22 protein-coding genes are annotated in these 23,708 nt (G+C 44.0%); 8 read left to right on the forward strand and 14 right to left on the reverse strand.

Features of this window, described 5'->3' with window-relative positions:
* Positions 1-91 precede the first annotated feature (91 nt).
* The 3 genes from AB4274_RS06855 to AB4274_RS06865 all read right to left on the reverse strand — a co-directional run bounded on the left by AB4274_RS06855 (position 92) and on the right by AB4274_RS06865 (position 3,077).
* Positions 92-1,453 (reverse strand): sodium-dependent transporter, encoded by a 1,362-nt coding sequence (locus tag AB4274_RS06855; RefSeq protein WP_017059919.1) that lies wholly within the window; start codon positions 1,451-1,453, stop codon positions 92-94.
* A gap of 289 nt (positions 1,454-1,742) precedes the next feature.
* A complete protein-coding gene (locus AB4274_RS06860) occupies positions 1,743-2,519 on the reverse strand; it encodes a YggN family protein (protein WP_136982350.1) in 777 nt (258 codons plus the stop codon).
* Positions 2,520-2,603: 84 nt separating this feature from the next.
* Complete coding sequence (locus tag AB4274_RS06865; RefSeq protein WP_372111429.1) at positions 2,604-3,077, reverse strand: GreA/GreB family elongation factor; 474 nt, start codon at positions 3,075-3,077, stop codon at positions 2,604-2,606.
* Between the two features lie 145 nt (positions 3,078-3,222).
* On the opposite strand from AB4274_RS06865, the gene AB4274_RS06870 reads away from it, so the two are divergent.
* Positions 3,223-5,157 carry an ATP-dependent DNA helicase RecQ gene (locus AB4274_RS06870; RefSeq protein WP_017059916.1) on the forward strand — a complete coding sequence of 645 codons (1,935 nt, stop codon included), beginning with the start codon at positions 3,223-3,225 and terminating at the stop codon, positions 5,155-5,157.
* Positions 5,158-5,221: 64 nt separating this feature from the next.
* Here AB4274_RS06870 and dinB read toward each other — a convergent pair whose 3' ends face one another.
* On the reverse strand, positions 5,222-6,298 hold the full coding sequence (gene dinB / locus AB4274_RS06875; RefSeq protein WP_372101237.1) for a DNA polymerase IV: 1,077 nt from the start codon (positions 6,296-6,298) through the stop codon (positions 5,222-5,224).
* 164 nt (positions 6,299-6,462) lie between these two features.
* On the opposite strand from dinB, the gene AB4274_RS06880 reads away from it, so the two are divergent.
* Positions 6,463-7,701: a response regulator gene (locus AB4274_RS06880; RefSeq protein WP_017071276.1), complete on the forward strand. Its 1,239-nt coding sequence runs from the start codon at positions 6,463-6,465 to the stop codon at positions 7,699-7,701.
* 135 nt (positions 7,702-7,836) lie between these two features.
* On the opposite strand, the gene nqrM is transcribed toward AB4274_RS06880, so the two are convergent.
* The 9 genes from nqrM to bolA all read right to left on the reverse strand — a co-directional run bounded on the left by nqrM (position 7,837) and on the right by bolA (position 15,956).
* Positions 7,837-8,091: a (Na+)-NQR maturation NqrM gene (gene nqrM / locus AB4274_RS06885; protein WP_009848378.1), complete on the reverse strand. Its 255-nt coding sequence runs from the start codon at positions 8,089-8,091 to the stop codon at positions 7,837-7,839.
* 16 nt (positions 8,092-8,107) lie between these two features.
* Entirely contained in the window at positions 8,108-9,112 is a 1,005-nt protein-coding gene (locus AB4274_RS06890; RefSeq protein WP_017059913.1) for an FAD:protein FMN transferase, read from the reverse strand.
* A gap of 174 nt (positions 9,113-9,286) precedes the next feature.
* On the reverse strand, positions 9,287-10,513 hold the full coding sequence (gene nqrF, locus AB4274_RS06895) for an NADH:ubiquinone reductase (Na(+)-transporting) subunit F (protein WP_017059912.1): 1,227 nt from the start codon (positions 10,511-10,513) through the stop codon (positions 9,287-9,289).
* A gap of 29 nt (positions 10,514-10,542) precedes the next feature.
* Positions 10,543-11,139, reverse strand: a complete 597-nt coding sequence (gene nqrE, locus AB4274_RS06900; protein ID WP_009848375.1) for an NADH:ubiquinone reductase (Na(+)-transporting) subunit E — start codon at positions 11,137-11,139, stop codon at positions 10,543-10,545.
* 7 nt (positions 11,140-11,146) lie between these two features.
* Positions 11,147-11,779, reverse strand: a complete 633-nt coding sequence (locus AB4274_RS06905; RefSeq protein ID WP_008223083.1) for an NADH:ubiquinone reductase (Na(+)-transporting) subunit D — start codon at positions 11,777-11,779, stop codon at positions 11,147-11,149.
* Positions 11,779-12,546 carry a Na(+)-translocating NADH-quinone reductase subunit C gene (locus AB4274_RS06910; RefSeq protein ID WP_017059911.1) on the reverse strand — a complete coding sequence of 256 codons (768 nt, stop codon included), beginning with the start codon at positions 12,544-12,546 and terminating at the stop codon, positions 11,779-11,781. The genes AB4274_RS06905 and AB4274_RS06910 overlap by 1 nt, the downstream gene beginning before the upstream one ends.
* Positions 12,536-13,780: an NADH:ubiquinone reductase (Na(+)-transporting) subunit B gene (locus AB4274_RS06915; RefSeq protein ID WP_010439046.1), complete on the reverse strand. Its 1,245-nt coding sequence runs from the start codon at positions 13,778-13,780 to the stop codon at positions 12,536-12,538. Before AB4274_RS06915 ends, AB4274_RS06910 begins: the two co-directional genes overlap by 11 nt.
* 5 nt (positions 13,781-13,785) lie before the next feature.
* On the reverse strand, positions 13,786-15,126 hold the full coding sequence (locus AB4274_RS06920; protein WP_032545690.1) for a Na(+)-translocating NADH-quinone reductase subunit A: 1,341 nt from the start codon (positions 15,124-15,126) through the stop codon (positions 13,786-13,788).
* Between the two features lie 521 nt (positions 15,127-15,647).
* The gene (gene bolA, locus AB4274_RS06925; RefSeq protein ID WP_017064186.1) at positions 15,648-15,956 is read right to left on the reverse strand and encodes a transcriptional regulator BolA; all 309 of its coding nucleotides are present in this window, start codon (positions 15,954-15,956) and stop codon (positions 15,648-15,650) included.
* Between the two features lie 174 nt (positions 15,957-16,130).
* Here bolA and AB4274_RS06930 point away from each other — a divergent pair, with 174 nt between their 5' ends.
* From AB4274_RS06930 to AB4274_RS06945, 4 genes are all read left to right on the forward strand, one after another.
* Entirely contained in the window at positions 16,131-17,282 is a 1,152-nt protein-coding gene (locus AB4274_RS06930) for a methyltransferase (protein ID WP_017068516.1), read from the forward strand.
* Positions 17,283-17,348: 66 nt separating this feature from the next.
* Positions 17,349-17,918: a YajG family lipoprotein gene (locus tag AB4274_RS06935; RefSeq protein WP_372111432.1), complete on the forward strand. Its 570-nt coding sequence runs from the start codon at positions 17,349-17,351 to the stop codon at positions 17,916-17,918.
* On the forward strand, positions 17,918-18,466 hold the full coding sequence (locus tag AB4274_RS06940) for a peptidylprolyl isomerase (RefSeq protein ID WP_372111435.1): 549 nt from the start codon (positions 17,918-17,920) through the stop codon (positions 18,464-18,466). Before AB4274_RS06935 ends, AB4274_RS06940 begins: the two co-directional genes overlap by 1 nt.
* Before the next feature lie 53 nt (positions 18,467-18,519).
* A complete protein-coding gene (locus tag AB4274_RS06945) occupies positions 18,520-19,878 on the forward strand; it encodes an AmpG family muropeptide MFS transporter (RefSeq protein ID WP_065584406.1) in 1,359 nt (452 codons plus the stop codon).
* A 66-nt stretch (positions 19,879-19,944) separates the two neighbouring features.
* Here AB4274_RS06945 and AB4274_RS06950 read toward each other — a convergent pair whose 3' ends face one another.
* Positions 19,945-21,291 (reverse strand): DUF4397 domain-containing protein, encoded by a 1,347-nt coding sequence (locus AB4274_RS06950; RefSeq protein ID WP_372072609.1) that lies wholly within the window; start codon positions 21,289-21,291, stop codon positions 19,945-19,947.
* Between the two features lie 585 nt (positions 21,292-21,876).
* Between AB4274_RS06950 and AB4274_RS06955 the strand changes: the two genes are divergently transcribed.
* Both AB4274_RS06955 and panE read left to right on the forward strand, forming a co-directional pair.
* Positions 21,877-22,626, forward strand: coding sequence for an outer membrane protein OmpK (locus tag AB4274_RS06955; protein WP_102428259.1), 750 nt, complete (start codon positions 21,877-21,879; stop codon positions 22,624-22,626).
* A gap of 110 nt (positions 22,627-22,736) precedes the next feature.
* Positions 22,737-23,657, forward strand: a complete 921-nt coding sequence (gene panE / locus AB4274_RS06960) for a 2-dehydropantoate 2-reductase (protein WP_372111438.1) — start codon at positions 22,737-22,739, stop codon at positions 23,655-23,657.
* Positions 23,658-23,708 lie beyond the last annotated feature (51 nt).

The raw sequence follows: 23,708 nt of genomic DNA on the forward strand, positions 1-23,708 counted from the left end.
CTTTACGGGGTCACTTCATTATGAGTGGCTTTGTGCTTAATATTTCAAGTTCAGAGGAGGTAATTTCAAAAAGCCCAGATAGGGTTCTGCATTAACCGAAAGATGCCCAGATAACCGTTGCTACCAAAATTGGGCACACAAACTTCACATACATTGGCCAAACCTTACCAAACCAACCAAGTTGAAAATCAGGACTGCCTTGTTCAAGCTCTTTCACTTTTGAAGCTCGGCTCCATACCCAACCACCAAACACACAGAACATCAGTGCAGCGACTGGTTGAAGATACTGAGTTGCAATCATCGCTACCATGCCAAACATCGCAGCAAAGTTGTAAACAATCACCACACTAAACAGCGCGATAGCACCACCAATCACCCAGCTTGTTGGCGTTCGTCTAGTATTGAAACGCTCACTCACTAGCGCAACCGGGCCTTCAAGCATCGAAATCGAAGAAGTCAGTGCAGCAATCGTTAGTAGTAAAAAGAACACAATCGCAAAGATCTGTCCAAGCACACCTAAACTATCAAACATCAACGGCAAAACCGTGAATACTAGAGTGTCAGAGCTTAATAGTGAGCCGTCTTCAGCGTAGATTTGAACGCCTTTTTGCATCGCAACAAACATTGCTGGCATCACCACTAATCCAGCAATAAAAGCGACAGCAGTATCCACCAGAGTTACGTTCATCGCCATTTTTGGTAGGTTCTCTTTCTTGCTTAAGTAAGAGCCATAAACCAACATCGAGCAACCGCCAATAGTGAGTGAGAAGAACCCCTGTCCCATTGCCGCCAGAATCAGTTTTCTATCCCACACTTTCTCAAAGTCTGGAATAAGGTAATGTTTTAGGCCTTCCATCGCGCCAGATTGCGTCATGATGTAAACAAACAATAAGCCAAATAAAACAAACAGCGCAGGCATCAAACGAGTCGACCATTTCTCGATGCCTTGCTTAACACCGCCCTGCACAATCAAGATAGTCAGTACATAGAACGCGACGGTACCAAATACGTTGCGCTCAACACTGAAGCCCTTAAACCAATCAGCAATCGCTTCTAGGCCGATAAGATCCGCGACCGCACCAATTAGGAAACAGATCAACCAGCCACCAACAATACTGTAAAACGCCAACACTGCGCTTGGTACACTCAGTCCAACCCAACCGACAAACTCACCGACTTTCTTACCCAAAGGGTTTGTCGTCAAAGATCGCATGCTATCAACTGGGTTTGCTTGGCCGTGACGGCCGATAGCCATCTCAACCACCAACATAGGGAAAGCAACCACGAAGATCATGATCAAATAGACTAAAAGGAAAGCGCCACCACCGTTGCTAGCAACTTGAGTCGGGAAACCCCAAATATTACCCAAGCCAACCGCTGCACCAGCCGCTGCTAAAATAAAACCTAAACGAGAGCTAAAGTGCTCTCTTGAAGAGGAAGATTGTTGGTCCATATCGCCCGCATTAAAAATCAGTGAACTAGTTGAGAAGTACAGTAATAAAAAGCAATGATAGGCACAACCAATAAATGAACAATTCTCTGATTTTTACAATCAATGCGCTATTTAGAACAACAAAATTAACAAAAAACCAGTCTTATCGTTCAATTATAAGCAACAAAGCGAAGCAGTAGGCTTAAGAAGGAAATGGATTGAATTGAGATAAATACTCGCCGTGTGGTTCCATTTATACAAACAAAAAGAGCACCGACCGGTGCTCTTACTATTCATCACTAGACTCGAATTAAATTGTGAAGACTTGGTAATCTTTTAAGTTCGGAATGATTTCATGCAGTTCTTGCTCTTGTTCTGCCATCTCATCAAGTGAATCACAGAACTCATTCGCTTCCTCCTGTACTTGTTGAGAGTGTTCTTTCATTCGCTCTTCAACTTTCAGCTTTAATTCAGCCATACTGTCAGCCAGTTCAGTCAGGTTTAGGCCACCGTCTTGTTTCATTTTTTCTGACATCGCATTAAAAGCGCTAGAGATAAATTCTTGGTTAAAGATTTCTTTCGCCTTCTCGAAATCTTCAGACCAGCCATTGGCCATCGAATCAAAGCTTTCTGCAGGCAACACTAATTCGCCATCTTTGTAATAACGCGCTTCCAGTTCTGCAAAGTAGGTTTTCATTGATTCTTTTACATTATCAAATGACTCAGGTGAATCCAGGCTAGCCGCGATATCATCAATCACGTCATTGGCTAACGCTAAGCTATCGTTGGCCATTTGTTTCGCTCGAGGTAGGTACTCACTCATGTTTTCGCGATATTTCTCAATCGCCGCTTGTTGGTCAGCATCAAGCTCAACTTTCTCGCCATGAATATAGAGATCGTTATTATCATCGAACACGGCGGTATCACCATTTACCTGATGAATTTCGACTTTTTGGTCATCGATTCGCAACTCATTCTTCAAATCAACTCGACATTGAGCCGCAAATGTTGGCAGGCTCACAACAGAGATCGCCGCTGTTAACGATGCAATTAATACACTGTTTTTCATAAATACATTGTTTTTCATAACATCCTCTCATCAATCTGACAGATTACTATACCCTTGGTATATGCTCCTTTGTCAGAGAAACGTTTTATATCTATTAGTCAGTTAGTCGATAGAGATAACTTCGTAGCAAAACTGTTTATCTGCGACCTTAAACTCAATCTCATCACCAACTTCTTTACCCATTAGAGCCTGGCCAAAAGGTGCATTTGCCGTCACGATGGCAATCTCATTCTCATTCCACGTGACAGAAAGTCCGCCGACTCTCGGCCCCATAAAAAAGTGTTTATATTGATCATGCTCGTCAATGACCACAACGTAACTGCTCACCGTAACCTTCTCACTATCACGCAACACTAAGTTACGATAACACTGAATATCGTCTTCACACTCTTGTACCCTCACCGCTTGACCATGGGCGAGATACGAAGCTTCTAATGCCAATGTATCGTACTTATGTTCAGGCACTGTCTCTTCATCTGTCGCAGCATCAATAGCGCGTTGAGTAGCAGATTTTGCGATACGTAATCGGGATTCAAGTTGCTCTATGATTATTTGGCGAAGCTCAGACTTATTCATACTATTGGGGTGCTTTTCTATAGGAGCTACAGAATAGAATTAGGTACAATCAGGTGCAAGACATTTGATTCATCAAGCGACGCTATCATGAATGGGCGCCCGCTTTAGCATCAATACGACACTTAATAACTCAGGTAGAACATAAATGATTGAGCAGAAGCTAAAACAAGTATTCGGATTCGACTCACTGCGCAATGGGCAAAAGCAAGTCATTGATAACGTTCTATCTGGTCACTCGACTGCCGCGATATTCCCGACAGGCTCAGGTAAATCGCTGTGCTATCAATTACCAGCATTAGAGTTACCGCACTTAACCTTGGTGATATCGCCACTGTTAGCCTTGATGAAAGACCAACTCGCTTTCCTGCACAGCAAAGGCATTAGCGCAGCGGCAATCGAATCAAGCCAAGACCGACAAACCACACAACAGGTTATGCAGTCAGTGCGTAACGGTGACACCAAGATCCTCATGATCTCCGTCGAGCGCTTGAAGAACGAACGCTTTCGTCAGTTTATCTCCCAAGTGTCGATCTCACTGCTTGTGGTCGATGAAGCGCACTGTATTTCAGAATGGGGACACAACTTCAGACCCGACTACCTGAAGCTTCCTCAATACCAAAAACAGCTCAATATTCCTCAGGTTCTACTACTGACAGCCACTGCGACTACAGCGGTTATCCAAGATATGAAGTCAAAGTTTGAAATTGATGAGGAGCGCGTTGTGGTTACGGGTTTCTATCGTCAAAATCTCGATCTGTCGATTCAACCTTGTGAACAAACCAGTAAGCTAGAAACCTTGTGCAATGTGGTTAACCAAGCTTCTCTCGCTCCGACTATTGTTTATGTCACCCTTCAACAAACGGCAGAGATGGTGGCTCAGCAGCTTCGCAATGCTGGCGTTAATGCAGTGGCTTACCATGCGGGTCTTAAGCCTGAAAATAGAGATGCTATTCAACACCAATTCATGAATGATGACGTGAGCTGTATCGTCGCAACTATCGCGTTTGGTATGGGCGTGGATAAGTCCAACATTCGCCGAGTGATTCACTTTGACTTACCAAAATCGATCGAAAACTACTCACAAGAGATCGGCAGAGCTGGTCGAGATGGGCAAGCGTCTGAATGTATTTTACTGGCTAACAAACACGGTTTAAGCACACTCGAGAACTTCGTTTTTGGTGATACGCCAGACAACATATCGATCCAAGCGGTATTAAAAGAGATCTACGAAAATCAAAACATTGGCGCTTCTGGCTCGAATCAATGGGAGATCATGCTTAATCAACTATCACGTGAATCCAACATTCGTCAGTTACCGCTAAAAACACTACTGGTGTATCTCGAAATTGAAGGTGTGATTGAGCCCAAGTACAGCTACTTCGCAGACTACAAATTTAAGTTCATTCGTCCGAAACAGCAGATCACAGAGCAATTTCAAAGTGAACGTCGTCAATTTGTCGAAGCGATTTTCCAATGCTCTCCTCAAGCAAGAGTGTGGTGCCAAGTCGACTTCGATGCGCTTTGGACACACTTCCAAGCCGATCGTCAGCGTGTGATTGCGGCTATCGACTACTTCAATGAACAAGGTTGGATTGAACTAGAAAGCAAGCAGATCACCGATGTCTACGCGATCCACAATACTTCTGAAGATATGATGCAACTGTCAGAGCGTCTAACTGAGTTGTTTAAAGCAAAAGAAAACAGCGAGATAAACCGCCTTAACCAAATGCTGAATTTCTTTGAGGCGGATACTTGCCTAAGCTCACGCCTTGCGAGTTATTTTGCCGATGATAAAGCACCAACAAACTGCGGTCACTGCTCTGTATGTCGAGGAGAAGTGGCAATCTTACCAACCGTTGATGTTGAACCTATCGATGATGAGACGGTGATGACATGGATACATGAGTTTATTTCGGCTAGCCAACAACTGATTACCGACGAGGCAATTACTCGCTTCTTATGTGGAATCGCCACCCCGCTTTCAACCAAACTCAAAGCCAGTAAAATGGTCGGTTACGGCAAGCTAGAGCAGCAACCGTTCAGTGATACCTTAGCGCGAGTAAAACAACTTCCTAGGTAATTCTTACTTATAAAAAACCGACTAGGCTATGAAGCGTAGTCGGTATTCATCTCACTCATTATCTTTAAAAGAAGCTCAACTGACGCATTTGGTCTTTAGGTTGCAGCATTACGCTTAAACCAAGCAGGCGTATTTCTCGCCCCTGTTGTCTTTTCAGTATTTCACTAAGCAGCTCTTTGAAGTGTTCACGATCGAGAGAGGCATGGATGTGTTCAATCGTGGTTTGTTGAAAGTCGGCGAACTTGAGCTTAATGCCCTGCTTGATGATCGCTTTGCTTGGGCTAGCCTTTTCTAAGCGAGTCTCGAGTTCAGGAAATAGCTTATCTTCGATTACCTGCCAACATTCTGCGTAGCTTGAAATGTTTTGGGTAAAGGTGCGCTCTACACCTACCGATTTTCGCTCGCGCTCGATGATAACTTCTCGATCATCAATGCCATGACTGCGCTTCCAGAGTGATGCACCTTGACGGCCAAACTTGAGTAGCAGGTCTCGATAGTCAGACTCTTTGATATCCTTACAAGTAAAGAAACCCGCTTGGTGCAGCTTTTCTATGCTCACTTTGCCGACACCGGGAATCTTTTCAAGTGGTAGCTCATCGATCACTGATTGCACGTCTTGTGGAGGGATAACAAACTGACCATTGGGCTTATTCAGATCTGAGGCCACTTTCGCCAAGAATTTAATCGGTGCAATTCCTGCAGAAGCTGTCAGGTTCAGTTCGTTCCAAATATCACGGCGTATAGACTCGGCAATAAGTGTTGCTGAACCGTGACACCGCTTAGAATCGGTGACATCAAGGAAAGCTTCATCCAAGGAAAGTGGTTCAATGATTGATGTGTATCGAGAGAAGATTTCACGGATCTTTTTAGATATCTCGACATAGACCGACATTCTTCCCGGCACAACCAATAGATTAGGACAAAGCTGTAGGGCCTTTCCGGTAGGCATTGCAGAGCGAACACCAAACTTGCGGGCTTCATAATTACAGGTGCTCAAAACGCCGCGTTGCTTTTCATGCCCACCAACAGCTAACGGGCGATTTCGGTAAGCAGGGTTATCACGCATTTCTACAGCCGCGTAAAAACAATCCATATCAACATGAATTATTTTTCTTACTTTCTCTTCACCCGCGCTACACATCTAGGAATCACTCGACCTTACAACTGTATCTATAAACAGTATAATCCAATTATTATCAGATTTAAAACGATCTCGAGTCCAGCTAAAGAGGTTTCTCTTCAATAGCCATGAGCTCTTCTGATACTATTGTTAACGAGTATTTAGTCTATAAGTAGGGATCGCTTGTGAGTGAAAAAATACTAGTAGTGGAAGATAGCCGAGCATTTCGCAACTACCTGTACCAACAGCTGAAAAATAGCGGTTATGAGGTAGCAGTTGCTGAATCGATTGCAGAAGCAAAAAACATCTTGGAACAAGAGACGGATTTCTTGTGTGCCGTATTAGATTACTGCTTACCTGACGGGCAAGACGGTGAGATCATTGATCTCGTCTTAGGCTATCAACAGAAAATCATTGTCCTGACCGGGATGTTCGACAATCAACTGCGAGAGCAAGTCCTAGCCAAAGGCGTTATCGATTACATACTTAAAGACAGTATGTCATCAGTAAGCTACCTACTTCCCCTGGTTCAAAGAATTTCGAATAATCGCCATCACAAAGCATTGGTTGTCGATGATTCAGCGGTCGTTCGCCGTTACATAGCTCAACTTCTAGAACACCAATATATCCAAACTATCCAAGCCGAAGATGGCGAACAAGCATTAAAGCTCCTTCATAACGATCCCGATATTACGTTCGTTGTTACAGACCATGATATGCCGAAGAAAGACGGTATAGCGATGATCCGTGAGATACGACGCGATCACGACAGAAACCAGTTGGCTATTCTAGGGTTATCAGGCAGCGATGATCGCACCATGACAGCTCGATTCCTTAAAGCGGGGGCTAACGACTTCCTTTACAAGCCTTTTAACCAAGAAGAATTTTTTTGCCGTATCCATCAACTGCTTGATATGAAAGAAGCGGCCAACGAGCTATTTCGACATGCCAACGAGGATGCTCTTACTGGCTTATGGAACCGTCGTTACCTGTTCAATCAAACATGTAAAGGTTGTGAGCAGCGCAGTATAGCCATGATGGATATCGACTTCTTCAAGAAAGTGAACGACACCTACGGTCACGATGGTGGTGATGCAGTCCTCGTGGAAGTCGGCAAGATCATCAAAGACCATTTTAAAGATGATGTTGCTGTACGCTTCGGTGGCGAAGAATTTTGTATTCAGTCGTGTGGTTCGTTTGAGAGCTTTGTTGACAACTTAGAGTCCATGAGAGAAGCCATTGAAAGCCATGTTGTTGAGCATGACTCTCAAAGAATCAAGGTCAGTATCAGTATCGGCGTAACCGATTTAGACGCGAAGCTAGATGAGCAGATCAAAGCCGCTGATGAGCTTCTTTATACGGCAAAAGAGCAAGGTAGAAACCAACTAGTGTTTGCGCGTAACAGCATGCAAATCGAACAATAGTCATTCGCCTCTGCTTCCATTTTTGGTATACCAAGATTAATTGCTAGACCTCAAAACTAAAAAAGCTCAAGACGATAATCTTGAGCTTTTCAATTTGAGGGCATAGATAACTCTATCCCCTATGACTGTCACCAATTAAGCGATACGGTCTTTACTCCAAGCCGCTTCTTTTTGTTGACGCTCAGCCAGCTTCTCTTCACGGTAAGCTTCACGTGCTTCACGCTTCTTACGCGCGTCACAAGGTTCAGGGCAGTTACATACTTTATCAATACCAACAGCACCCAAACCGCCACAGCTACCTTTCACAACTTTCTTTTGGATAATGTAGCCAATTGACATCGCTGCGATTACTGCAAGAAAAACACCAAATGTAATCAGAAATGTATTCATAATTATCTCGCTTACCTTATTTACCTAAGTATGGCTTAAATGCTTCAGAAGCAATTTCTTTAAAGCCATCTGCTGTTTTTACCACCATGAACACTGGGATGTTATGTTGGTTTGCGACTTCCATTCCTTTTTCCTCACCTAAGACCATAAGGCCCGTAGATAAGCCGTCTGCAGTCATTGAAGACGGGTTTAAAACAGTCACAGAAACCACTTTATGGTGAAGAGGCTTTCCTGTTTCAGGGTTGATGATGTGTGAGTAACGAACACCATCACGTTCAAAATAGTTACGGTAATCACCAGAGGTTGCGATAGCCATATCACCCGGCTCGATGATCTCTTGGATATTACGCTCATCAACGCTTGGTTTCTCAATCGCGATACGCCAGCCCACGTTCTCACGGTTTAAACCTTTCAGACGAATTTCGCCACCGACTTCAACCATGTAGTTGTGAATACCGATAGAATCAAGGTAGTCAGCGACGACGTCAACACCCCAACCTTTTGCAATCGTGGATAGATCGACATACAGGTTAGGTAGGTCTTTCTTCAACATGTTGCCTTCAACACTAAGATGATGGATACCAATCTTAGCCTTGCGAGCCGCCAGCTCTTCATCTGATGGCACAACTTCAGGACGAGCTTCAGGACCAAAACCCCATAAGTTAACTAACGGACCAACCGTTACATCCAGAGCTCCTTCAGTAAGACCGTTCAAACGAATCGCTTCTTTCACAACCGTCGCTGTTTGCTCAGATACTTCGAACGCATCCGCACCTTTATGCTGGTTGAAACGGCTTAATTCGGAATCTTCACGGTAAGTCGACATCTGGTCGTTTACTTCTTCAAGTAGACGATCGATCTCTGTATGAACTTCATTAGACTCAGGAAATTCATCACCATTGATGTATTTAATATTGTAACTCGTGCCCATCGTTGGGCCACTCAAATGCACTTGCTCTCTTGACTGCTCACAGCCCGCAAGAAAAATCAAAGAAGTTAATGCAACAAGCCAAATTCTCACTTGCTTACTCCTGTCTAATGTTGAGGATTTATATAAGGAAAAATAAGAGTAAAAAATAGGTATTTTGAATGCCTTACTCTTTCTTATATAAGCCAGTATGTTGTCAAAAGCTGTCTTAGAAAAACAAATGGCTGACTCGTAGGAGTCAGCCATAATATCAATCACTTAAGTGGATTAACCACCGAAGTCATCTAGTAGGATGTTTTCATCTTCTACACCAAGATCTTTCAGCATGCCGATAACAGCAGCGTTCATCATCGGTGGACCACACATGTAGTACTCACAATCTTCAGGAGCTTCGTGATCCTTCAGGTAGTTTTCGTACAGTACGTTGTGGATGAAACCAGTGTAACCGTCCCAGTTGTCCTCTGGTTGAGGATCAGACAGTGCACAGTGCCACACGAAGTTTTCGTTTGCAGCCGCTAGGCCATCGAAATCTTCAATGTAGAACATCTCACGCTTAGAACGCGCGCCATACCAGTAAGACATCTTACGAGTAGACTTAAGACGCTTAAGTTGGTCGAAGATATGAGAACGCATAGGCGCCATACCTGCACCACCACCGATGAATACCATTTCATTGTCTGTGTCTTTAGCAAAGAACTCACCAAATGGACCAGAAATAGTACATTTGTCGCCTTCTTTAAGAGACCAGATGTATGAAGACATAACACCAGGAGCTACGTCAGGGTTGTTTGGCGGCGGAGTTGCGATACGCACGTTAAGCTTGATGATGCCTTTCTCTTCTGGGTATGAAGCCATAGAGTAAGCACGGATCGAATGCTCTTTAACGATAGACTCATAACGGAACAAGTTGAACTTATCCCAGTCACCACGGTATTCCTCAGGAATATCGTAATCTGCGTATTTCACGTGATGTGGTTCAGCTTCAATCTGAATGTAACCACCCGCGCGGAACGGAACTTCTTCACCTTCAGGGATCGCTAGAGCAAGTTCTTTGATGAAAGTAGCTTCGTTGTTATTCGAGATAACAGTACATTCCCACTTTTTAACACCAAAGATATCTTCGTCTAGTTCAATCTCCATGTCAGTTTTCATAGCAACTTGACATGCAAGACGTTCGCCTTCGCGAGCTTCACCTTTTGTGATGTGATCAAGTTCAGTTGGAAGGATGTCGCCACCACCAGACTTAACTTTTACACGACACTGACCACAAGAGCCACCGCCACCACAAGCGGAAGATACGAAGATACCAGCGCCAGCCAGGGCACCAAGTAGCTTGCTACCAGGTTGAGTAACGATCGCCTTTTCAGGGTCGCCGTTTACTGAAATAGTGATGTCACCTGATGGTACTAACTTAGACTTAGCGAAAAGAATCACTAGTACTAGAGCCAGTACAATAATGGTAAACATCGCTACGCCAAGAATAATACTAAACATTTGTTATTCCTTATTACTGGGTGCTTACCCTACAGTTGAACACCAGAGAAAGACATAAAGCCTAACGCCATCAGACCAACAGTAATGAACGTGATACCAAGGCCACGAAGACCTGGAGGTACGTCAGAGTACTTCATCTTCTCACGGATACCCGCAAGAGCAACGATAGCTAACATCCAACCCACACCAGAACCGAAGCCGTAAACAACAGATTCAGCAAAGTTGTAGTCACGAGTTACCATGAAAGATACACCACCAAAGATTGCACAGTTAACTGTGATCAGTGGAAGGAAGATACCTAGTGCGTTGTACAAAGGTGGGAAGAAACGGTCTAGAACCATCTCTAGGATTTGTACAAGTGCCGCGATAACACCGATGAATGCGATGAAGTTAAGGAAACTTAAATCGACACCTTCAACAAGCGCGTTTTCTTTCAGGATGTGTGTGTAAACAAGGTTGTTTACAGGAACAGCGATTGTAAGTACTACAACTACCGCAACACCAAGACCAAAAGAAGTTTTAACTTTCTTAGATACCGCTAGGAATGTACACATACCTAGGAAGAAAGAAAGCGCCATGTTTTCGATGAAAATCGATTTAACTAGCAGACTAATATAATGTTCCATGACTACCTTACCCCTTCGCTTCTACTTGTTCTGGTTTGAACACACGAATTGCCCAAATCAAGAAACCAATTAGGAAGAATGCAGAAGGTGCTAGAAGCATCAAGCCGTTTGGCTGATACCAACCACCGTTGCTCACTAGAGGTAGTACTTCCATACCAAATAGTTTGCCAGAGCCTAGAAGCTCACGGAAGAAACCAACAGTGATAAGAACGAAACCGTAACCAAGACCGTTACCAAGACCATCGATTAGAGATGGGATTGGCGCAGACTTCATTGCGAATGCTTCAGCACGACCCATTACAATACAGTTAGTAATGATTAGGCCTACGAATACAGATAGCTGCTTAGAGATATCGTATAGGTATGCTTTAAGCACTTGGTCTACCACGATTACTAATGATGCGATGATTGCCATCTGAACGATGATACGCACACTGTTAGGAATGTGGTTACGGATCAAAGAAACGAAGAAGTTAGACAGAGCAGTAACGAACATTACCGCGATAGTCATAACAAATGCTGTTTCTAGCTTAGTGGTTACCGCAAGAGCAGAACACACACCAAGAACCTGTAGCGCGATTGGGTTGTTGTCCAACACCGGCGCTAAGATGCTCTTTTTAATTTCTTTTGCACTAGACATTAGTTCAGACCTCCGTCACGAACTTTTGCTAGGAACGGACCAAAGCCCATATCACCTAACCAGAAGTCAAATGTATGTTGAACACCAACGCTAGTCAGTGTTGCACCAGAAAGGCCATCTACACCGTGCTCAGAACCTTGAGGAGCGCCACCTTTAACAACCTGAATAGCAGGTTTGTGGTTTTCGTCGAATAATTTCTTACCAACGAATTGAGCGCGCCAAGATGGGTTCTCAACTTCACCACCAAGTCCAGGAGTTTCACCTTGCTCGTAGTAAGTGATACCAGAAACTGTGTTGCCATCAGTTTCTACCGCAACGAATGCGTACATCATTGACCATAGACCGTTACCGTGAACAGGGATGATAACTTTAGAAGTTTCAGCGCCATCTTTCACAAGGTATACAGTACCCGTGTTAGCACGACGAAGGATCTTAGCGATGTCATCTTCAGCTGAAAGCTTGATTGACTGAGCTGGATCTTTTGCCGCTTTACGTTGGTCGTATGCAGCAGCATCGCCGTCAACGAAATCGCCAGTAGCGAAATCAACTAGACGAGGTTCAATGTTCTCTGCGTACAGTTCAGGGATATTACCCGCAAGTTCAATGCCCGCAACTTCAAGGATCTTAGTTTGCTGATCTAGAACCGCGTTAGCTTGTTGCTTAGGTTTAAGAACAACTGCAGCTGTTGAAACGATGATTGAGCACACTAGGCTCAATGCGATAACAACAAACAGCGTCTTTTTAATGCTATCGTTATTACTTGCCATAGCGCGCTAGTCTCCGCTTAATGTTCTTCTCGATTACAACGTGGTCAAACAGAGGAGCAAATAGGTTTGCGAATAGAATCGCAAGCATCATGCCTTCTGGGTATGCAGGGTTAACTACACGAATCATTACACACATTGCGCCGATTAGGATGCCGTACCACCACTTACCACCATTGGTAAATGACGCTGATACAGGGTCTGTTGCCATGAAGAACATACCAAATGCGAAGCCACCTAGAACTAGGTGCCAGTGCCAAGGCATGCTGAACATTGCGTTAGTGTCAGAACCGATCACATTAAACAATGTTGATACAGCAATCATACCGATCATAACACCAGCAATGATGCGCCATGAAGCAATGCCCATGTATACGATCATTGCAGCACCGATCATAAGTGCAAGCGTTGATACTTCACCGATAGAACCTGGAATGTTACCAATGAATGCGTCCATCCAAGTGATCGTCTCACCAGATACCGTGTTCATTAGCGCGCTACCACCGCCTTGAGCCCATTGGCTAAGCGCTGTTGCACCAGAGAAACCATCAGCTGCAGTCCAAACTACGTCACCAGAAATCTGAGCAGGGTATGCAAAGAATAGGAACGCACGGCCAGCAAGTGCAGGGTTTAGGAAGTTACGACCCGTACCACCAAAAATCTCTTTAGCAACAACAACACCGAAGGTAATACCTAGTGCAGCTTGCCATAGAGGAAGTGTTGGCGGAACAATAAGCGCGAACAAGATAGAAGTAACAAAGAAACCTTCGTTAACTTCGTGCTTACGCACCATACAGAACAGTACTTCCCAGAAACCACCAACGATAAAGACCGTCGCGTAGATAGGTAAGAAGTAAGTCGCACCCAAGAGCATCTTACTGCCCCAACCTGCATCGGCTCCTAAGGAGGCTCCAAGCATTTCGGTTAGCCAGTAGTGCCAGTTACCATCAATGATAGAAACTAGTTCTGCACCTGAATACATGTGGTTTAGTGCTGCAATAGCTTGACCACCTGCGTTGTACATACCCCAGAACATTGCTGGGAATACCGCAAGCCAAACCATGATCATGATACGTTTTAAGTCAACGCTATCACGGACATGCGAGCTTTTCTTTGTAACTGTACCTGGTGTGTAGAAAAGTGTTGCTGCAGCTTCGTAAAGCGCAAACCACGTTTCGTGTTTACCACCTGGTTCAAAATGATGCTCGATGTCTTCAATAAACTTTTTAAGGCCCATGAAAATTACCCTTCCTTCACAATTGTATCTAGGCATTCACGAAGTAACTGACCGTACTCGTACTTACCAGGACATACAAAGGTACACAGTGCTAAATCTTCTTCATCTAGCTCTAGCGCACCAAGTGCTTGTGCACTATCAACGTCGCCAGCACATAGATCGCGAAGCAGCAAAGTAGGCTCCATATCTAATGGCATTACTTTCTCGTAGTTACCAATTGGAACCATAGAGCGATCACTACCGTTTGTTGTCGTTGTCATGTTGAACAACTGACCTTTAAACACGTGACCAAGGAATGAACGAGTAACAGAGAACTTGTTCTTACCAGGCATAGCCCAGCCAAATAGCTCTTTATCACGACCTTCACGAAGAACCGAAACCTGTTGATGGTAACGGCCAAGGTAAGCATGTGGACCTGAAGCGTGAACACCAGATAATACTGAACCTGAGATCAGGCGAACTTCACCTGGCATCAACTCGCTGTCCGTCAACTCTTCAAGGCTAGCACCAATTTGAGTACGAACTAGGCGTGGGTTATTAACTACTGGACCAGCCAGAGAAACAACACGCTCAGAGTAAATCTCACCAGTAAGGAACAACTTACCGAATGCGATAACGTCTTGGTAGTTAATGCTCCACGCTACATTTTGTGCATTTACCGGGTATAGGTAATGCATATGCGTGCCTGCAAGACCTGCAGGGTGTGGGCCATCAAAAACATGTTCTTCAACGTTAGACTGAGCTGAACGAGGTAAGCTAGTACCTTTTTTACAAACGTACACTTTACCGTTAGTCAGAGTTGAAAGAAGATCTAAACCAGCAACGAAAGCATCAGACTGCTCGTTAATGATTAATTCTGGCTCAGCTGCTAGCGGATTAGTATCCATAGCAGTAACGAAAATAGCCTGAGTTTCAGAATCAACTGCTGGAACCTTGCTGAACGGACGAGTTCGCAAAGCGGTCCATGCGCCAGACTCAACTAACTGAGCTTTAACCGTTTCACGGTCAAGACTTGCTAGTTGGTTAGCTTCATAGCTATTGAACGTGATTTGCTCATTGCCTGCTACTTCAATCACTACTGATTGAAGAACACGCTTAGCACCACGGTTCACTTCAATAACTTTACCGCTTGCTGGAGAAGTAAATACAACACCTGGGTTCTTTTTATCTGCAAAAAGAACTTGGCCTTTCTTCACTTCATCACCAACGCGAGCATGCATCGTAGGACGCATACCAACGTACTCTTCGCCAAGCAAGGCGACTTTAGTGATGGACTTACCATCATTAATCACCTGGGATGGAGTTCCTGCGATAGGAAGATCCAAACCCTTCTTTATTGTAATCATACGCACTTGCACTACTTTATCGGGAAAAAGATTCTTTTAATTGCGTAAATTCAGGACGTTTTAAAATCGCCCTTAGACACGACATTACAGTGTCCGGTTTTGGTAAATTTGAGATACCAAAATCGCAACATTACATTAATAAACTCATCACAAATATTATGTGAGATTTATCAGGTGCCGTATTCTAGCATTTTTTGACAACTTGATGCCATGACCAATAACTTGAATACCGCGTTTATTTGGTGAGATTTGAAGCATATGGACTCTCAAATATGTATAAATTTGACGAGCCGCACAGATAGATTGGCTTTTGAATCGTGTTTTAAACAAGAGATTAATACTCTGTCACAAACTAATATTTTACGAGTTATGTTGAAACACTGTTAATAAAAACATTACTCATTGTAGGTATTTTTAGTCGTTCAAATTGCCATCAGTTTGAGTGATATAACAACGAAAAACACATAGGTTTGGCGACAAAAAAGGCGGCATCACCACCTTTTGTCAATATGCTCGCTGTGTTACTTGCCACCACCCATACACATAGGGCTGTCTGGCACGTTATCTAGCTGCTTCATCCATTCATCTTTTGTATAAGTGTGAATGGACAGTGCGTGAATATTATTCGCTAGCTCTTCTGAAAGAGCTTTATTTACCGCTCGATGACGAGCAATAAGACGCAATCCTTCAAACACATCACTGACAACAATCACTTTAAAATGACTCTCAGAACCGGCCGGAACATTGTGCATATAGCTCTCATTAACCACGTTTAAATGACTTGGTGAAAACTCATTGTGCAATTTTGTTTCGATAACTTCTTGGATCATTGTGATTCCTTAATAACGTATTGGCATTATCCGTGGGATGAGTATAAACCCTAAGCGGTCGACTGTCTGAGTATTTGATAGCGAATGGCGTAGGTTTGGTTGAGTTTTTTCTATCTTGTTCAGCCTGCATTTGAGACAATATCTTTGTTATTTCTTACATAAGTATCTCAAGCAATGAAAACCGAACTTACCCTTCACGATAGAACTTTAACCTTACATCGTTTCCCGAAACGTTCAAATGAAACCCTTCAAGCTTGGGATGCGGGCGACGAATACCTGATCAGTCATGTTGAAGAGATGAACCTCGAACCTGGCAAACACATCCTGATCATGAACGACAGCTTCGGTGCCCTATCCGCTTGGTTCTCGAAAGATCATGATGTCACTATGATGAGCGACTCATTTATCTCTCACCGTGGTGCCCTGAAAAACTTGCAGCGCAATCAAAGTAACCGAGTGAACTTCTTGAACACGATGGATGATATCCCACACGGTATCGATCTTGTGATCATGCAGCTGCCAAAAACAAATCGTCACCTAATCTGGCAATTGAGTCAGCTACGCCAAGCATTGCCTGAAGGCTGCCAAGTGATCGGCGTCAACAAGGTAAAAGAGATTCACACCTCTACGCTTAACCTGTTCGAAAAATACCTAGGCGAAACCAAAACATCACTAGCGAAGAAAAAACACCGCTTAGTCTTCTCATCTCCAAACTGCCAGCCAATTCAAACGGTAGAGCCTTTTGTTGAATGGGATGTAGACGGTGAAGATATCCGCCTGAAAAATTTACCAAATGTTTACTCAGGGGAAGCACTCGATCAAGGCGCTCGCTATATGCTAGAGCACATCCCTCAAGATCCTGAGCTACGTCATATCATCGATCTTGGTTGTGGCAACGGTGTATTGAGTGTAAAAGCAGGGCAATTGAACCCACAAGCCCGTATCACCTGTGTGGATGAAAGCTTTATGGCGGTGGAATCGGCGCGCCAAAACGTCAAAGATAACCTTGGTGAAGAAGGCAACTTCCAGTTCATCGCCAACAACTGTTTAGATGGCTTCAAGAAAAACAGCACCTACTTAGTGATGTGTAATCCTCCATTCCATCAGCAACAAGCGATTACGGATCACATTGCGTGGCAAATGTTCTGTGATGCAAAGCATGTTCTAAGCAATGGAGGCAAATTAATTGTTATTGGCAACCGACACCTCGGATACGATGTCAAACTAGCAAGACTATTTGGTGAAGCTAACGTTGAAACGCTTGAACTAAACCAAAAATTTGAGATATTACAAGCAACAAGAGAACCTGCGAATTTTAATAAATAAGCAGAAACGACTTCACAAGAATTTAAGATACCGAGCTTCTGGTGTGAATTTAGAAAGGATAAAGGAATGAAAAAACTGATTTTGGCTGCTTCTATTATGGCTTTGACAGCATGTTCAGCCCCTCAGCAAGAACAGATCAATGTAATGCCAGAAGCTTCACTAAGCCCAAGCAACCTTGTACAAGGCAAAACATACACACTAACCAGTAAAGATGTTCGTGCCGCTCAATATGTTGCATTGGTTGATAGTGGCCGTTCAAACATTCAGCCAATTCACGCTAAGCAAAACATGCGTATTTCTCTAGAAAATGCTGTTGCACAGCAGTTAGAGTCTCAAGGTTTTCGTGCGAGCGTAAACAGTGAAAACTCGATTGTTTTAGAGATTCAAGAAGCACTCGTTACCGTAGAGCACACCATTATGGAAAACAAAATGGACGGTAAAGTAACGCTTGAAGTTACCGCTGAAACGCCTGAAGGCAAACTAGTTAAAACATTCAACGGCACTGCAACACGCACTGGTGCATTGAGTGCATCTAACGACGACATCTCTATGGTTCTTAATGACGTGATCAACTTGGTTCTTACTGAGATCGCTAACGACCAAGAGCTACAAACTTACATGAAGGAACGTTTCTAATGGGTCGTATTTTATCTTCTATCGCATTAATGCTAGTGAGCGTGAGCGTTTGGGCTGGTCCTAAAGTAAACGTGGAAACAACATTAGGCGACTTCACTATTGAGCTTAACCAAGAACAAGCACCGGTTAGTGCGGAGAACTTCCTAAAATACGTTGCTGACGGCAGCTACGAAGGCACTATCTTCCACCGTGTTATTCCTGGCTTTATGGCTCAAGGTGGCGGCTTCGATCAAGAGATGAATCAACAAGCAACTTACGCTCCTATCAAGAATGAAGGCAGCAATGGCTTGAAGAACGATACAGCAACAATCGCGATGGCTCGTACTAATGCGCCAGATTCTGCAACTCGTCAGTTCTTCATTAACTTCTCTGATAATGACTTCTTGAACGCAAAAGGTAGCAACCCAGGCTACGCTGTATTCGGCAAAGTAATTGAAGGTTTTGATGTTGTTCAAAAGATGGCAACGATTCCAACCAAGCGAATGGGCCGCATGTCAGACATACCAGTTGACCCAATCGTCATCACTAAAGTGACCCTTCTTAAGTAATCCAATCTAACGCCCTTATTTCTTAAGGGCGTTTTTCTACACAAGGACGCCCTATGTCATCAGGCACTCCCTCTCTTTCTTGGATGCAGACTTTCCGCAGCTACCTAGATAAACGCCTACTTTGGGTGTTTATGCTCGGCTGTTCGAGTGGCTTCCCATGGGTTCTTATTGGATCCAATATGTCTGGTTGGCTAAAAGATGCAGGTTTAACGCGTGCTGCCATCGGCTACTTTGGCAGTGTGTTTGCCGTGTATGCGATTAACTTTCTATGGGCACCATTGGTAGACCGAGTAAAACTGCCGGTGCTTCACGCAATACTCGGCCAGCGACGCAGTTGGATCTTTTTCTGCCAATCCATTGTTTTAATCGGTACCTTATTCATCGCAGGCGTCAATCCCGCAGAGAACTTGGCGTTTACTTCAATGTTGGCGCTCGCTATTGCCATTGCCTCAGCCACGCAAGACATCGCGATTGATGCATTTCGTATTGATACCTTCCCAAAATCCGAAGCATCAAAACTGCCGCAAGCTTCTGCAATGGCCGTAATTGGTTGGTGGACGGGGTATTCTCTACCAGGCTACCTTGCCTTTATTAACGCAGACTCAATCGGTTGGAATGGCGTGTATTACGGAATGGCAGGCGTCGTTGTCGTACTAATGCTGTTTACTCTTTTTGTCGGAGAGCCAAATACACAACGCGAAGCCCTGCAAGAACAGGCTCAGCAACGCCACAATAAGGTTGTCGGTTCGAAAGTCGTGGCTTGGTTCAGTGTTACCGTGTTAGAACCGTTTTATGACTTCTTCAAACGAAACGGAGTTCAAGTTGCCATCACCCTACTGCTGTTCGTATTCCTATTTAAGATAGGTGAAGCCTTCCTAGGTCGCATGTCGATCACCTTCTATAAAGAGATAGGTTTCAGTAACGAACAGATCGGCCACTATTCGAAGTTAATTGGTTGGGGCGCAACCATATTCTTCACTTTGGTAGGCAGCGTCTTCAATGTAAAATTCGGCATTGTACGCGGACTGATGATTGGCGGTGTTGCCATGGCAGCCAGTAATCTAATGTTTGCATGGATCGCTCACACTGGCCCGAGTGAAACCTTGTTCTTGGCAACCATCATTGTCGATAACTTTACAACTGCGTTTTCAACCGTAGCGTTTGTCTCTTTCTTAACACTATTAACCGGGCAGGCCTTCTCTGCAACCCAATATGCATTACTCGCATCCTTGGGTAACTTCGGTCGAACAACACTGGCTTCATTTAGTGGTGAATTGGTCGATTACCTCAATGATTGGTCAACCTTCTTTATACTGACCGCACTTATGGTGATTCCAAGTTTGATCATGCTCTACTCGTTACGCCACTTTTTCACGGATTTATTAGAGAAAGCCAAAACTAACCAAGAATAGAGTCAAAGAAAACAAATAAGAAGAGGGTAGCATTGATCTACCCTCTTCTACGTTCTGTCTTCAGATCTAGTCTGTTGTTTCACTGACAATTAGGTTAAAACCCGTACCCATCGAATCATCAATCGCCACGACTTGATACACCACACCATCAGCTAAGGTTGCGGGCGCAGAGTCGATAGCCACAACTGACGGCTGACCCGCTACAGTAATCGTCACAAAGTAAGACCCCGCCGCAACATAAATGCCATTCGCATAATCTCTGAATTTCACATCACTTAGCGCCGGAGTGCTACCAGAGATCCCCGCGTTTTCTGTTAAGTAGATATCCACCGATGCCGCAATTGGGTTAGCAGCGGCGTGGGTAATGTTTAACACCGCACTGGTCGCAACCGGACGACGGTTTTCAGGAACAACCAAAGGTTCCAAATTCAGTGGACTTACTGTCCCTACCGCATAGATGCTGTAATCCATGCCAGCAAATACAGCTAATCCATCAACATCAATAAATGACGGAGACGTCGTTCCCGTTTCGTATATATCAATATCATAACTGTCTGCTGCTAAATCTAAGAAACCGCGAATTTCTTTAAACATTAAACCATCCAGAGGAGCAAACTTAGCAGAATTAACAAATACATCTACAGCTGGTGCGCCATCGACCAAATGCCCGACTCTTACTTCGGCAGTTTCTGCCATGTCGTATATTAACGATGATCCACTACCGTCCATCACCATCAACTTCACCGGAGATACACTGTTTGAGTCAGCTCTTGGTACCGCTGCAATAGTTAGCTCGCTACCGCCAGCCAGAGTTATCTCTCCAGAATCAAAAGCAATAGCACTTCCGCTCACTGTTTCTAATCTTACTCGGTACTGACCAGCTGGAATATTCAGCACGTCAGTAAAATCTTTATAAGCTAAAGTCCCTAACGGTGCGCCCAATGGATCACTAGGACCAGTGACATACAGATTTACATCGCCAACACCTGTTGCCGCGTGTACTACTTGCACATCTAGGCTTGAACTTGTTGCCGTTCCTGCAGCAGGGCGAGTAACAACCAAAGCCTCTACAGGATTGTTGGATCCATCGGCGTCGCCTACAACCATCACGGTGTAATCTAATTCACCGCTTAAATCGAATTGGCTTGGAGAAATAACAGTAGCAACAGCGTCACCTGGGAGTTGAACATCGACTTGAAGAGTTGTCTGTCCTTGATCTACTGAGGCGTATCCGGATGCCTGAGCATAATCGACACCGCTCCAACGAGCCTGGCTATTGACTAAAACGTTAGCTAAAGGCGCATCTGGCGATGCATGTACAGCTTGTAGTTGAGTTGTTGGTTCATCGTCATCATCACACCCAACAATGAAAAGGGCTGATATCGCTACAGCGAGTATAGGTGAATATTTCATCGGTCTTCTCTCCAAAAAAGTTAGACCAGTTCGTCACACAAATGATTAGTCCAATAACTAATCTTTAAAAAGTATTTCAAAATCTAGTGCAGTGAACTGTCTTTAATTCTCCGTGATTCAAAAAGTAGCTAGGTTCAAATCCCTAGGCAGTCATCACATGAGTTGTCCATCAATTGATTCCAACTCCACTACGCTGTTGGTCAAAAATAGATCAAAGACGAGATTAAGAGGTGGTTTGAATGAGTCATTTTTTAAGAGAAAACGCTTAGAAAAGAATACTGTTGATTTTGATATGCATATCACTCTAATTAGTAGAATCGTTTGCTTAGCGCAGTATTTCACCTATTTATCCACAAAATAATCGAATTTCACAAAATCAATAGAATTAGAGGTGCATCAGGATGCATTGCCACCGTAAAGTTCCATCATTTAGATCATTAGTGTGATCGATCTCACTTTAATAATTGCAATTTTCACTCTGTCTCACTTTTATTTGAGAACAAAATCGCTATGATGCTCGGCATTCGGACACACAAACACGCACGGATTAGCGGGTTACTTATTTTAAACATAGAGAGTTCCATTATGCGTAAATCACTTTTAGCTCTTGGCGTAGTTGCAGCTGCAACAGCAATCCCTGCTCAGGCAGAATACTTATATGGCTTTGGTAGCATGTATGCTGATTACCAAGTTTGGGACCAAGGCTTTGGTAACGATGACGATAACTTCGGTGGTGACATCTCAGATCGTAACCAAGCTGTTATTGGTATCGAAGGCGGTGCTGCATTTGACTGGGGTCAAATCTACGGCTTCTACGACTACGAAGGTGTTGATCGTTCAGGTGATGATCGCGGAGCTTCAACTAAAGGTACTATCCACTACAACCTAATGGATACTAAAGTTAGCCTTTACGCACAAGTTTACAACACAGATACTGATGCTGGTTTCCATGAGCAAAACCGTGTTCTTGGTCTTGGCTATACTGGTCTAAGCGGTGACGGTTGGGCATTCACACCATTCATCGGTGCACACCAAATTAACTCTGGTGATATCAGCGGTTCTAACGGTGGTATGGCTGGTTGGGTTGGTTACTACAATACTGACATTGCAGGTCAAAACTTTACGTTCTCAACTTGGGGCGAATATGAATTTGCTCGTAACGATGAGTACTCAGAAGTTCAAGGTGGCGACTACGGTCTAAATGGTAGTATCAATGCACTATGGAACTTCCACCAAAACTGGTCAACTGGTGTTCTTTACCGTTACACAGTGAACAAGCTTGCACGTAAAGACTACCAAGATCTAATCATCTACCGTCTACAGTACAACTTCTAATCAAGTTAAAACTTCATTAGATAAAATGGCACCCTCGGGTGCCCTTTTTTATTGCTTTCATTTAATGCCTCGCTATCCTTGCAGCATCACTTTCTTATCTCGGAATTGCTGTGAACATCACTATTGTTGGACCTGGAGCTATCGGCTCTTTATGGGCGATAAAACTGCTTAAAGCGGGTCATAATGTCTCTTTGTGGAGCCGTTCTTCCGACCACTCCATTGAGTTATCACTTGATGGACAACCCTCTCTCCCTATCAGTAACAACAATATCGAACGATTAGCCGCGAGTGATCTGGTTATCTTCACCGTCAAGGCTTGGCAAGTCGAAACCGCAACCACTCCGCTCCTCCAACATCTCGACCCAGACACCATTCTCATGTTCATGCACAATGGAATGGGCGCGGTCGATAATATTGCTACTCAAGTCGATGGTTACCCCGTTGTATTGGCGACCACGACTCAAGCCGCATTCAAACCCAGCCGTAATCATGTATCTCATACAGGGTTAGGCCACACCCAATTGGGTGCTTTTAACCAAGTCGGTCAGCAATGCACGTTTTTAGTTGATGTCCTCAACCATGCCCTGCCAGAGGTAAGCTGGAACCCTGAAATAAAAACTGCGCTTTGGACTAAGCTCGCGATTAACTGTGCCATAAATCCACTCACTGGGCTCAAGCAGATTAAGAATGGCGAACTTGCTGATCACCAATTTGAGGGGGTGTTGCGTTCGATAGTTCAAGAACTGACAGAAGTGATGCAAGCAGAAGGGATCGCCTGTTCATTCGATGAATTAGCAGCAAGCGTCAAACGCGTCATCCTAGCGACGGCAGAGAACTACTCTTCAATGCAGCAAGATATGTTTTATCAGCGTAAGACAGAGGTCGACTTCATTAGCGGCCATCTAATCAAGACAGCACTTAAGCACGGCATAAAGGTTCCTGTTAACCAAAAGCTGTTTGCTCAAGTCAAAGAGCAAGAAAAGCGCTGGGATCATGAATATTCGTCAGCAACGATTAACAAGTCGCGATAAAATAACAAGACCGCTCAGCATAATGCTAGCACCCACTTTCAAGATTTAGGT

Source organism: Vibrio sp. 10N.261.55.A10 (assembly GCF_041470825.1).
GTDB lineage: Bacteria > Pseudomonadota > Gammaproteobacteria > Enterobacterales > Vibrionaceae > Vibrio > Vibrio crassostreae_C.